This window comes from Halobiforma lacisalsi AJ5, assembly GCF_000226975.2.
GTDB classification, from domain to species: domain Archaea; phylum Halobacteriota; class Halobacteria; order Halobacteriales; family Natrialbaceae; genus Natronobacterium; species Natronobacterium lacisalsi.
The window spans coordinates 3,764,867-3,777,476 of the sequence record NZ_CP019285.1 but is presented as its reverse complement, the minus strand read 5'-3'; the positions used below and the strand labels follow the sequence as shown (position 1 = coordinate 3,777,476).

Sequence of the window (12,610 nt, the reverse complement as noted above, 5' to 3'; positions counted from 1 at the left end):
GGCCGTTCAGGCCGTCCGCTCCGGCGGCACGAGCAACACGTTGCCGTCGGCTCGAGCCACGATGTCCTCGGAGACGCTGCCAAGCAGCAGACGTCGGAGCCGACTGTGTCCGCGGGAGCCGACGAGAATCGTCGTCGGGTCGTATTCGGTTTCGGCGGCGAGGATCTCGTCCGCTGGATCCCCCGTCCGCACGTCCGTTCGCGTCTCGATCCCCCAGTCCTCGAGCCGACCGGCCAGTTCCCTGAGGCGGTCCGCCGGCTCCTGGTCCTCGGGGAGGCCGGGATCCTTCGGCGTGTCGACGTGAACGAGGGTCGCCTCATCGGTCGCGTGACGGAGGTACGAGAACGCCTCGAACGCCCGGTCGGCGTTCTCCGAGAAGTCCGTCGCGTACAGCATCCGCTGGAAGAGGTGCTGGCGAACCACGTCGGGGTCGTCGGCCTCGCGTTCGACCCGGTTGACGAGCAGTGGCGTCACCGTCGTCCGCGCGAGGTTGCGGGCCGTCGAGCCGATCACCCGGTTCTCGAGCGGACTCTTCCCCCGTGAGCCGACGATCGTCATGCTTGCGCCGATCGTCTCGGCGATACCGGTGATCCGACGGTGCGGGGTCCCCCGCACCACGTGCGTTTCGACGTCGAAGCCGGCGTCCTCGATGACCTGTCGGTACCGTGACAGCGCCTCTTCGCGTCGCTTCTCGAAGTCCATTCCGGGCATCCCCACGTGGACGTTCGACGGGATGACGGTCACGAGGTGGATCTCTTCGACGCCGATCCGACCGAGACACTCGAGGCAGGTTTCGTTCTCGATCGTCGCCTCGCTGGCGGCCGAGAGGTCGGTTGCACAGAGCGCTTTCATACGCGTCGTACGTGACGACGTAACAATATTGTTTCGGTGATTCAATACTGGGGCCGCGATTCGCCACGAAAGCCGTTTAGTACGACCGGACGAGGCCGAACTGGTTTGTAACCCGATTAGTTTTTCCGCCGCTCGATAGCCTTTCCCCAGGTAGCGCGCGCGACGATCAGGGGCCGGCGAAAGTCGATCCCCGGTATCTCCATAACTTATCCGAATATCTCCGTTGGATAGCCGTGTGATTGATCGCAGTAATATTGTACACTTAGCCCAAAAGCGTTATAGGCATCCCACGGGTAGACGGAACTGAGCAGAAAACCATGATCCGCACACAACTGAGTCACGGAGGTCGATACCGATGATTGACCTCGCAACGTATTCGGAACCGGTACAGGCAGGCGCTCTCGTGGGTGCCGTCCTCCTCGAGGCGATCGTCCTCTACGTGGGGTACGGTGCGCTCGAGCGGGTCGCAACGCCAGTCGTCGACCGACTCAAGCACGCATAGATGGAACCGTTTGGAATCGCACTGACGACGCTCGCGCTGTTCGTGAGCTTCGGCTTCATGGTCGGCGTGCTGTTCGGCTTCTTCGGCATGGGCGGCTCGTTCCTCGTCACGCCCGCGTTGCTCGTGATGGGGTATCCCGCCCGTGTCGCCGTCGGGAGCGGTATGGCTTTCGTCTTCGGGACGGCCGTGATCGCGACGCTGAAACACCACGACCTCGGGCAGGTCGACTACAAGCTCGGCGGGTTGATGATCGTCGGCACGACCGCCGGCATCGAGGTCGGTAGCCTCCTCGTCTATCGGCTCGAGGACCTCGGGCTCGCCGGCGGGGTCATCGGTATCACGTACGTCGGGCTGTTGGGGACGATCGGACTGTTCGTCACCCGAAACGCACTCAAAGACGACGGCGGTGACGGCTCCGGCGGAGGTGGCCACCACGAGGCCGCAAACGAGGAGATCGATGCCGACGATATCCCGGATATCGCCAAGAAGATCCAGTCGTACCGCGTGCCGCCGATGATGACGATCGCGGGCGGTATCCAGGTTTCGCTGTGGATGATCCTCGGCGTCGCGTTCGCCACGGGACTGCTGTCGGGTTTCCTCGGCGTCGGCGGCGGATTCATCCGGATGCCCGCGATGTTCTACCTCATCGGGGTTCCGGTACCCGTGGCCGTCGGGACCGATCTGTTCGAGATCGTCTTCTCGGGCGGGTTCGGGGCGTTCACCTACGGGCTCAACGGCGGCGTCGACCTCTCGATCGTCGCGCCGCTGCTCGCGGGGAGCGCGCTCGGCGCACGGATCGGCTCGGCCGCGACCAGCATCGTCAACGAGGACGACATCAAGATCTACTTCGGGCTGATGCTGCTGGGCGGCGCGGTCGCCGTTGCGTTCCAGCAGGCCGGGGACTACTTCGGGATCGAGGCGTTCAACACGGTCGGCTTCGCCCTGATCCTGCTCTCGGCGTTCATGGTCGGCGGTGCCGTGATCTACAGCACGGTTATGACGATGCGACGCCAGGCGAAGACGGCCGCGGCCTCCGCAGACTGACCGATTCGACGGTATCCACCGCTATTTAAGCGGTTTCTCGAGGTTGTACAATATTCGCACAACCCTTATACCGGCTCGGCCCCTACCCCTGGTAAGATGGCTAGTTCGATGGCGGAACAGCTTCAGCAGGACATGGAGTGTGAGGGTCTGCTGGAGTGTATCCACGGATTGAAACAGCTGGACAAGGAGTGTTTCCGGGTGATGGTCGAGAGCGACGAGGCCCTGACGATCGACGAGGTCGCCGAGCGGGTCGACCGCGAACGCTCGACGGCGTATCGCTCGATCCAGCGACTGCTCCAGAGCGGCTTCATCCAGAAGGAACAGATCAACTACGACCAGGGCGGCTACTATCACGTCTACTACCCGACGGACCCGTCCCAGATCGCCGACGACATGCAGCGCAAGCTCAACGACTGGTACGCGAAGATGGGCCAGCTCATCCAGGAGTTCGAGGACAAGTACGAAGACGCCGACGCTGGCACCGAGATTCCCGCCGGGGGATAACGCCGCCCTCGAGGGTGAAGCTGGGGCTCGAGGCTCGAGCAGGCACTGTCGCGATCCGATACGGGACTTCGGTCATCCGGTGACCGGTGATCGGTAAGTGGAACTCGAGAGCGCTATTTCTTCGCGTCCGAGAAACGCTTGCACCAGACAGCAGTGTACGCTTTTTGCTCACCCGCGACGGTTCGGTATGGCCAGCGACGACAATACGTGGTTCGGACTGCACGAACGGGTGAAACCGCTCGTCCGGGCCGGTCTCGTCCTCGGGATCGGACTGGGCGGGTTCGTCGATGGGATCGTGCTGCACCAGATTTTGCAGTGGCATCACATGCTTTCGGCACGGACGGATCCAACCGTCCTCGCCGATCTACGGCTGAACGTCGTCGCTGACGGGTTCTTTCATGCCGCCACGTTCTTCTTTACGGTCGGCGGGGTCGTCCTCCTGGTACGTGCGTGGCAGCGGTCGAACGTCCCGTCCTCCGGACGGGCGCTCCTGGGATCGACGATCGCCGGCTGGGGCGTATTCAACCTCGTGGAGGGGATCGTCAACCACCACCTGCTCGGGATCCACCACGTCCGGCCGGACGGGCCGGGCGGTGCCCTCCTCTGGGACGTCGGTTTCCTGCTGTCCGGGGTCCTCTTCATCGCCGGCGGGTACGCCGTGATCCGACTCGACGACCGGACCGTCGCCGGACCGCGGGAGGACCCTGCAGCAAGCGATTGACCCGTTCGAGATTCCGGTGTGTCGGCCCCGATCGTCGCGGTGAGTCACAGGGATCCGAGTCGCCGCGCATCGGGGCTCACGTCGGCGGCACGGTGGTCGTCGGAATCGATCCGTCGAATCGTGTGATCTCGGTTTTCCTCCTGGCTACCACATCGAGGAGCCGATCGAACCATTTATGCCGCTAACTGACCGATTAGTTAGTGAATTCGATCCGCCGGCCGGGTTCCGGCTCCGTCGTTGCCCGGATCCGGACGATCAGGCGGTAGAAATCCTCGGATTCGGATCTATCATGGGTTCTCCTGAAGACGATCACACCGGTTCGCCGGCGGACTGGCGGACCGATACCGACACGACGAACGGAAAAGCGACGGGGAGTACGACCGGTCGAGAGGAGACCGTTCGAAACGCCGTCGAGCGCTCCAGAAGCGGTGCTCCGGCGGCCGGTTCGGTCGTTCACGATCGGTTCTCGTCGGACGAGGTGTTCCAGCGGATCGTCGCCGCTGCAGACGAGGAGATTACGTCCGGGACTCGCGAACTGTTCTTCAGCGGGCTCGCGGCGGGGTTTGCGATCACGCTTACCTTCCTCCTCTATGCGTCCCTGTACGGGACGACCGACGGCCACCCGATACTGAGCGCGCTGTTGTATCCGCTCGGCTTCATCAACATCATCATCGGCGACTATCAGCTGTACACTGAGAACACGCTCCCGCCGGTCGCGCTGACGCTCGAGCGGTTCGCGAGCGTGCCGGCGCTCCTGCACCACTGGCTGGTCGTCCTGGGGAGTAACTTCCTCGGCGCGTTCCTCGGCGCGGCAGCACTCGCGTGGGGTGGCGTCCTCTCCGGGGAGGCAGCCGAGGCCGGCGTCCACCTCGGAACCCACGGGCTCGAGGTCGGCTGGTGGAGCCTGTTCTTCAAGGCCGCGTTCGCCGGGCTAATCGTCGCGGGCGTCGTCTGGGTCTCGTTCGCCGTTCGGGACACGCTGTCCCGGATCGTCGTCGTGTACATGGCGTTTCTGGCGATTCCAGTGGGAAACCTGTTTCACGTGGTGACCGCCTTCACCGAGCTTTCGTACGCGACACTCGCCGGGGAGGTTGCCTTTTCAACCGGACTGGTCGGGTTCGTGCTGCCGGTGTTGCTCGGGAACACGCTCGGCGGCGTCCTCCTCGTCGCCGTCGTCAACTACAACCAGACGAGCGAACGCCGGCTCGAGTCGGCCCGCTTCGAGGGGATCACGCGTCGCCTCTCGCTCCGCGAGTGGGCGTTCGGCAGCCTCGTCGGTCGAGCATACGTTCCCCTGCTCGAGGCGGCCGGCCGGGAGAATGCGGAGTAGTCGGGAGGACCCGATCGGAGGGCAGAAGGCTTACTACTGACTAACTGTTCAGTCAATACATGGATGGACGCTCGTCCGCGAAGCGGCCGTGGCTCGCCGCCATTCTCACGCTGCTGGCAACGGGACTCGGCCAAGTGTACGTCCGCCGATGGTTGCGTGCGGTGGGATGGGTCGCCCTGTCGCTACTGGTTGGAGTCGCCTTCGTCCCCGAATCGGCGCTCGCGAACCCCGGGACGGCCGGAGTACGGGACGTTGCTCCGATCGCCGCCGTCGGTCTCGCAAGCGCCATCGATGCCTACGCGCTCGCTACAAGACACAATCTCCGTCTCGAGGCCGAACGCGCGGTCCGGTGCTCGAACTGCTATCGCGAACTCGAGGCGGACCTGGCGTTTTGCCCGTGGTGTGGGACCGAAGCGACGACCGGCGACGATGCGGACTGACTCCCCACGCGCCGTCTCCAATTCGAATTGTACTAAATTGTGTAGAACGCACACAACTATTATCAGGGACGGGAACGTACCGTATCGTACGATCATGGCAAACTCGATGGCCGACCAACTCCAGGGGGAGATGGCGTGTGAGGGGCTACTGGAGTGTATCCACGGCCTCAAGGGACTCGACAGGGACTGCTTTCGGGCCCTCGTCGAGGCGGACGATCCGCTGACGATCGACGAGGTGGCCGACCGGGTCGGACGGGAGCGATCCACCGCGTACCGCTCGGTCCAGCGACTGCTCCAGAGCGGAATCGTCCGGAAGACGCAGGTCAACTACGACCAGGGCGGCTACTATCACGTCTACTCGCCGGCCGATCCCTCTCAGGTCGCCGCGGACATGCAGCGCAAACTCAACGACTGGTACGCGAAGATGGCCCAGCTCGTCCGGGAGTTCGAGGACAAGTACGGGGACGCGGACGGGATAGAAGCGACCAGAAAACGAACGGAAACAGGAACGGGAACGGGAACGGAAGCTGGGACCGACGTGAACGTGAACGCGAACACGGATACGGACACGGACACGGACACGGACACGGACACGGACACGGACCGCAACCCATGAGGTCCCCTTCGACCATCTCTTCCCTTCAGGACCGACGCGACGCGGTCGCCGACCGCACGCTCGAGCTCGTCGGCCTCGAGACCACGAATCCACCCGGAAACACCCGCGAGAGCGTCGCCCTCCTCGAGTCGTGGTTCGACGACCTCGGCCTCGAGACCGACCGGGTGGCGACCGACCCTGAAAAGCCGAACCTGCTCGCGACCCTGCCGGGCGACGGCGAGCGAACGCTGCTTTTCCTCGGGCACCTCGATACGGTCCCCTACGATCCCGACGGCTGGTCGTACGACCCGCTCGGGGAGCGCGTCGGCGATCGAATCTACGGTCGCGGCACCACCGACATGAAGGGCGCGGTCGCCGCGATGGTCGAAGTCGCCCGCGCGTACGTCGAGACCGGAACGACGCCGCCCGTGACGCTTTCGTTCGTGTTCGTCAGCGACGAGGAAATCGCGGGCGAGGCGGGTGTCAGGGCCCTCCTCGAGCGCGATCGGCTCGCGGCCGACGCCTGCGTCATCGGCGAACCGACCTGCGACGCGGAGCGAGCGTCGATCACGGTCGCAGACCGCGGGAGCATCTGGCTCACCCTCGAGGCTACCGGGGAGGCCGCCCACGGCTCACGTCCGATGCTGGGCGAGAACGCGATCGATCGCCTCTGGGCGGCCCTCGAGGACGTCCGCGGTCGACTCGAGTCCCGCCGGCTATCCGTCCCCGGGGCCGTCGAACCCGTCCTCGAGGAGTCGGTCGACTACTACGCCCCGGCGATGGGCGAGAGGACCGCACGCCGGCTGTTCGAGCGACCGACGGTCAACCTGGGGACGCTCGAGGGCGGCGAGGCGGTAAACAGCGTGCCGCGGGAAGCGACGGCCCAACTCGACGTCCGGCTGGCACCCGGCGTCGAGACCCCGGCCGTCCTCGCCGACGTTCGCGAGTGGCTCGTGGACCACGAGGGCGTCTCGATCGCGGACGTCGGCTGGAGCGTCGGCACCTACGAGGACCCCGACGCGCCGGTCGTCGCGGCGACCCGGAGCGTCGCGACGGACGTCCTCGAGGAGGACGTCTTCCGACGCAGTGCGACCGGCGGTGGCGACGCCAAGCAACTGCGAAACGCCGGGATTCCGACCGTCGAGTTCGCCGTCGCAACCGACACGGCCCACGCCTGCGACGAGTACACGACCGTCGACGCCCTCGCCGCGACGGCCGAGGCGTACGCCCGGCTCCCCGGCGCATTCGCGTCTTTTTCGTAATCGTAACCGTTCGGCGGCGCTTTCAGCCCTCGGTTTAACGACCGTCGGCGGCTGTGATAGAGATATGGAAACGCACGACACGGAAGTCGACTTCCTGGTCGTCGGCTCCGGCTCCGGCCTCGACGTCGCGAACGCGGCGGCGAACCGCGGCCAGTCGGTCGCCGTCGTCGAGAAGGGGCCGCTCGGGGGGACCTGTCTCAACCGCGGCTGCATCCCGTCGAAGCAACTGTTGTATCACGCGGAAGTGCTCGAGACCGTCGAGCGAGCCGAGGAGTTCGGCATCCACGCCGAGGTCTCCGACGTCGAGTTCGCGGAGATCGTCCGCGAGGTCAACGACGACGTCGCCGACAGTGCCGAGTCGATCGAGCGGGGCTTGCGGTCCTCCGACCGACACGACTTGCTGCGCGGCGAGGGCAGCTTCGTCGACGATCGAACCCTCGAGGTCGTCGACGGGCCCGACGCGGGCCGACGTCTCAGCGCGGAGACGGTTCTCGTCGCGGCCGGTACCCGTCCGGCGATCCCGCCGATCGAGGGGATCGAGGACGTCGACTATCTCACGAGTCGCGAGGCGCTGGAACTCGAGTCGCCGCCCGATCGGCTGATGATCGTCGGCGGCGGCTACATCGCGGCGGAACTCGCGCACTTCTTCGGTACCTTCGGTAGCGAGGTGTCGATCGTCGGCCGGCGGCCGCACCTGCTCCCAGCGGCGGACGAGGAGGTCGGCGCCGCGTTCACCGAGCGGTACGCCGACCGGTTCGAGGTCCACACCGGATACGAAGCCGTCGCCGCGAGCGAGTCCGGCGGCGAGGTCGCCGTCGACGCGCGCCCCTATCCGCCGGTGTGGGACGACCCCGACGCACACGACCCGGTGACGGTGACCGGCGACACCCTCCTGATCGCGGCCGGCCGTCGGCCCAACTCGGACCTGCTCGACCTCGAGGCCACGGGCGTCGACACCGACGAGCGCGGGTTCGTCGAGACCGACGAGTACCTGCGGACGAGCGCCGACGGCGTCTGGGCGCTGGGCGACATCGTCGGCGAGTACCTGCTGAAACACAACGCAAACCACGAGGCCCGCGCCGTCGCCCGGAACCTGTTCAGCGAGGGACTCGAGCCGGTCGACTACTCGGCGATGCCTTTCGCCGTGTTCGGCTCGCCCGAGGTGGCCGGCGTCGGCGCTCGAGAGGGGGAGCTCCGGGAGGCGGACCGGGAGTACGCGACGCGGACGTATCGGTACGAGGACACCGCCCGCGGCCAGGCGATGAACGCCGAGGGGTTCGTCAAGGCGATCATCGAGCCGGAGGGCGAGATCCTGGGCTGTCACATCCTCGGTCCCGAGGCGTCGAACCTCATCGAGGAGGTCGTCGTGGCGATGACGGCCGGTACGGGGACGGTGTGGGACATCCGGGAGTCGGTCCATATCCATCCCGCGCTGTCGGAGGTGGTCGATCGAGGGTTCGCGGGCCAGTTTACGCGTCGGGGTCCGGGTGCTCACGAGCACGAGCACGAGCACGAGCGCGGACACGGGCACGGGCACGAGCATACCCATCATAACCACAATCACGACCACGAGGACGAGCACAGCCACGACCACGAGTGAGCGAAACGGTTTCCCGCCGCTCGAGAACGTCAACACAGATACATATGCGATGCGGTCGAACCGATCAGTATGAACCGCAGTCGTTCGCTTCGCCGTCGGATCGTCGTGCTCGCCTTCGTCGCTATGCTGTCGCTCTCGCTCGGTGCGGGCGTCGCCGCCGCCCAGTCGTTCGAGGGCGTCTCCGGGACGGTCGTCGTCGAGGACGGCGAAACCGTCGACGGTATCGACGGCATCGCCGGATCGGTCGTCGTTCGTGGCACGATCACGGGCGATATCTCGGGCGCCGCCGGAAGCATCCACGTCGTCGAGGGTGGAACCGTCGAGGGATCGATCGAAGCCGCCGCGGGGAGCCTCCGCATCGACGGTGACGTCGGCGGCGACGTCGCCGTCGGCGGCGGTCACGTCGACGTCAGTGAGACGGGCCGGATCGGCGGCGACCTCGAGGCCGGGACCGGTTACCTCTCGGTCGACGGGACGATCGACGGCGACGTGCGTGCCGGCGCCGAGACGATCGTGCTGGGGCCGAACGCCGACGTCGGCGGTGAGTTCCGCTACGACGCCGACAGCTTCACCGAGGATCCGGACGCGACCGTTGCGAACGGCGTCGTACAGGACCCCGGGATCGGCGACGACGTCGGCGGGATCGGCGGGGGTTTCACCGTCCCCGACTGGGTCGGAACGGTGTACGGGCTCCTCGCAAACCTGCTGCTCGGGGCGATCCTGCTCGCGGTCTTCCCGGTTTTCTCTTCGGGCATCGCCGGCCGCGTCGCGGACGGACCGGTCGCGTCCGGCGGCGTCGGGTTCCTGACGCTGATCGCCGTGCCGATCACCCTGGCCGCCGCCGCCATCACGATCGTCGGGATCCCGCTGGCCATCCTCGGTGCGTTCGCCTTCGGGCTCGCGATCTGGGTCGCCGCGGTCTACGGCCAGTTCGCGATCGCTACGTGGGCGCTGGGCCTCGCCGGCGCGGACAACCGGTGGCTCGCGCTCGTGGTCGGCCTCGTCGCCTTCGCGCTCCTCGGCCTGGTCCCGATCCTCGGGGGGCTCCTCGAGTTCGTCGCGTTGCTGCTCGGGCTGGGTGCGCTCGCGTTCGGCCTGCGGGACGCCTACCGGGCGCGCCGCGGCGGATCCGCCCGCGGTCGCCAGACGACGCTCGACGAGGTCGGAGACGAGGGTGCCGGCTCCGAGGTGAGTTCCTGACGTGGCAAGCGACCCGTCCCGACGGCGCTTCCTCGGGACGTCTGCACTCGGGCTGACCGCGTCCCTCGCGGGCTGTCTCGGCCTCGGCGGTGACGGTTCGGAGTCGCTCCCCGCCCACCTCGAGGAGCGGATCCCGACGCTGCTCGAGCGCTACGACGTCCCCGGTACGAGCGTCGCTCTCGTCGAAGACGGGGCGGTGACCTGGACCGGAGCGTACGGCGAGGCGGATCCCGCGGCCGGCCGTCCGACGACCGAGGACACGCCGTTCCGGGTCCAGTCGATCACGAAGTCGGTCACAGCGTGGGCCGTGATGAAGCTCGTCGAGACAGGCGAGATCGACCTCGAGGATCCGATCGAGCGCCACGTCACGAGCTGGGAGCTGCCGGACGCCCCTCACCCGTGGGACGAGGTGACTGTCCGGCGGCTGCTCTCCCACAGCGCCGGCATTCCGCCGGGAGGCGGCGGCGAAGTCGAATCCGGCGGGGAGCCGCCGTCGATCCAGACGGTGCTCTCCGGCGCGGCCGGCACGCCGGCCGCTCGACCCGTCGAGGAGCCCGGCACGTTCCGGTACTCGAACCCCGGCTACGCGCTGCTCGAGCTTCTGGTCGAGGACGTCACGGGGCGGGACTTCGCGGCCTACGTGGACGACGAGATTCTGACGCCGCTCGGGATGGACGACGCTACGTTCGACCGGGACGACCTCGAGGCAGACCTGGCGATCGAACACTACGTCGACGGAACGCCGGTAGAGACGGCTCCGGGGCCGGTCAGGGCCCACGGCGGGCTGTACGCGACCGCCGAAGACGTCGCTCGGTTCGTCGCCGCGAGCACGGCAGGGGCCGACGGGGAGCAACCGGGCCGGGACGTGCTCGAGCCCGAATCCGTCGCGAAGATGCACGAGCCGGCCGTCGAGACGACCGGATTCTACGACCTCGCGACCGACGGTGCCGGGCTTGGCCACTTCGCCGAGACCCTCTCGGGCGGCGAGCGAGCGGTCATGAACGGGGGACAGGGCCCCGGCTCGTGGAACTGGTTTCACGCGGTCCCGTCGACGGGCGATGGGATCGTGATCCTCACCAACAGCGAGCGCAGCGTCCAGCTCATCGCCGACATAGTCGATGCGTGGGCCGATCGGAGCGGGCTGTCGACGCCCGCCCTCGCCAGCACCGCACGCTGGATTCGGTTCCCGGTCTGGATCCTCGGTGGGATCGCCCTCGGGCTAGCCCTGCGACTCGGTTACGGCCTGTTTTCGGGGGTACGTTCGTTCGCCCCGCTGTCGGAACGTGACCGGATCGCTCGAGCCGCGTTAGCCGGCCTCGCGGTCGCGGCGGCCGGCCTGTGGTGGGCGGTCGGCCGGGAGTTCTTGGGCTACTTCCTGCCCGTGATCGCCGACTGGCTCGGGCTGGTGCTGGCCGCGATCGCCGCCCTGGCGGTCCTGACGGCGCTGTTCCCGCGTACGGACGGTGCCGAGACGTCGTGACCTGGGGAGTGAGGAGGTTGAGAGGTGAGCACGCGTCGGACCGTTGCCGCTGGCCCCTAGTCTCGGTTGACCAACCGGTTCCCCAAACCCGAGGGTGTCACCCATTCCTCGTGTAGCAGTATCAATAGGCAGAGAACGACCGTAAGGTAGAACGTGTACCGACCGACCACCTCCGACGGACCGAGCGTCTCTCCGGTGACGTTGATGGCCGTGTGGTAGATGATCGCCGCGAGGACGCTTTCGGCCGTGTTGTCGTAGATCCAGGCGTAGATGATCTGGGTGAACAGCAACCCGGGAAAAAAGAATGCCGGATCCGGATCGGCCGTGGCTGGGCCGTAGTAGCCCTCCATCAGGAACAGAGGGACGTGCCAGACGGCCCAGACGACTCCCGTGATCAGGCCGACCGCGACGACGCCGCGGACCTCGAGGAGTCGGTGGACGAAGTAGCCGGTCAACCCGATCTCCTCGACCGTTCCGGCCAGTAGCGTAAACGTCAGGAAAAACGCCAGCGCGTTCGGGGAAAGCAACCCGGAAATCGAGGGGTTCAGCGGTTGCCCCGACGTGCCGGCGAGCAGCGCGATTCCGGCGGCGAGGAGCGTCATCGCCGGCTGGAGGAAGATGCAGATGGCGTACCACCGGCGGCTGATCCGACGGACGTTGACGGTCCGATCCCAGAGGTCTCGCAGTCCCGACCACGCTCCCAACCGGTACGTCAGGAGGATGCCGCCCAGCAACGGGCTGAGCGCCCCGACGTAGAACAGCAGCGAGTACGGAACCGTCCAGACGACCTCCCCCGACAGCACGATGAACGCCCAGAAGAACCACGCCCAGCCGAGGTAGATGATGACGAAAAAATATGGGTTCGTCGTGCGCGGGACGATCGCCGAGAGTCGTGTTCCAGGGCTCATCGTTCACCTCACGTATGGGTTCTTCGGGCGGCCTCCTGAAACCCCGGCGGGGGGCATCCACCGCTTCGGGCTCGTTCGGGTTGCACGATCCCCCCGAGAGAACGTGTTCGACGTTCTTACGGCGTGAGAATCGTAGCGTAGGAATTTTTGTCGGTCCACGAAACCTCTCTTA

11 protein-coding genes and 2 pseudogenes are annotated in these 12,610 nt (G+C 66.6%); 11 read left to right on the top strand and 2 right to left on the bottom strand.

Translation table 11 applies throughout. The features are described from left to right. Positions 1-6: 6 nt before the first annotated feature. The gene (locus CHINAEXTREME_RS18390) at positions 7-852 is read right to left on the bottom strand and encodes a universal stress protein (protein ID WP_007140773.1); all 846 of its coding nucleotides are present in this window, start codon (positions 850-852) and stop codon (positions 7-9) included. A 355-nt stretch (positions 853-1,207) separates the two neighbouring features. Between CHINAEXTREME_RS18390 and CHINAEXTREME_RS21950 the strand changes: the two genes are divergently transcribed. From CHINAEXTREME_RS21950 to CHINAEXTREME_RS18340, 11 genes and pseudogenes are all read left to right on the top strand, one after another. Further along, positions 1,208-1,354, top strand: a complete 147-nt coding sequence (locus CHINAEXTREME_RS21950) for a DUF7512 family protein (RefSeq protein WP_007140774.1) — start codon at positions 1,208-1,210, stop codon at positions 1,352-1,354. Then, a complete protein-coding gene (locus CHINAEXTREME_RS18385) occupies positions 1,355-2,398 on the top strand; it encodes a sulfite exporter TauE/SafE family protein (RefSeq protein ID WP_007140775.1) in 1,044 nt (347 codons plus the stop codon). It begins immediately after the preceding gene. A 96-nt stretch (positions 2,399-2,494) separates the two neighbouring features. Beyond that, the gene (locus CHINAEXTREME_RS18380; protein WP_007140776.1) at positions 2,495-2,902 is read left to right on the top strand and encodes a helix-turn-helix domain-containing protein; all 408 of its coding nucleotides are present in this window, start codon (positions 2,495-2,497) and stop codon (positions 2,900-2,902) included. A gap of 187 nt (positions 2,903-3,089) precedes the next feature. After that, positions 3,090-3,623, top strand: coding sequence for a DUF2243 domain-containing protein (locus CHINAEXTREME_RS18375; RefSeq protein ID WP_007140777.1), 534 nt, complete (start codon positions 3,090-3,092; stop codon positions 3,621-3,623). A gap of 289 nt (positions 3,624-3,912) precedes the next feature. After that, positions 3,913-4,938: pseudogene (locus tag CHINAEXTREME_RS18370) on the top strand (formate/nitrite transporter family protein); the annotation flags it as partial. 74 nt (positions 4,939-5,012) lie between these two features. Next, entirely contained in the window at positions 5,013-5,393 is a 381-nt protein-coding gene (locus tag CHINAEXTREME_RS18365; protein ID WP_029601587.1) for a DUF7575 domain-containing protein, read from the top strand. A 94-nt stretch (positions 5,394-5,487) separates the two neighbouring features. Next, positions 5,488-5,865, top strand: a pseudogene (locus tag CHINAEXTREME_RS18360) (helix-turn-helix domain-containing protein); the annotation flags it as partial. A gap of 140 nt (positions 5,866-6,005) precedes the next feature. Then, positions 6,006-7,250, top strand: coding sequence for a M20 family metallopeptidase (locus CHINAEXTREME_RS18355; protein ID WP_007140781.1), 1,245 nt, complete (start codon positions 6,006-6,008; stop codon positions 7,248-7,250). Between the two features lie 64 nt (positions 7,251-7,314). Continuing rightward, positions 7,315-8,850, top strand: a complete 1,536-nt coding sequence (locus CHINAEXTREME_RS18350; RefSeq protein ID WP_007140782.1) for a dihydrolipoyl dehydrogenase — start codon at positions 7,315-7,317, stop codon at positions 8,848-8,850. A 69-nt stretch (positions 8,851-8,919) separates the two neighbouring features. Beyond that, positions 8,920-10,050, top strand: coding sequence for a bactofilin family protein (locus CHINAEXTREME_RS18345; RefSeq protein ID WP_007140783.1), 1,131 nt, complete (start codon positions 8,920-8,922; stop codon positions 10,048-10,050). A 1-nt stretch (position 10,051) separates the two neighbouring features. Beyond that, entirely contained in the window at positions 10,052-11,530 is a 1,479-nt protein-coding gene (locus CHINAEXTREME_RS18340) for a serine hydrolase domain-containing protein (RefSeq protein WP_007140784.1), read from the top strand. A 56-nt stretch (positions 11,531-11,586) separates the two neighbouring features. Here CHINAEXTREME_RS18340 and CHINAEXTREME_RS18335 read toward each other — a convergent pair whose 3' ends face one another. Next, positions 11,587-12,438 carry a CPBP family intramembrane glutamic endopeptidase gene (locus tag CHINAEXTREME_RS18335; RefSeq protein ID WP_007140785.1) on the bottom strand — a complete coding sequence of 284 codons (852 nt, stop codon included), beginning with the start codon at positions 12,436-12,438 and terminating at the stop codon, positions 11,587-11,589. Between the last annotated feature and the right edge of the window lie 172 nt (positions 12,439-12,610).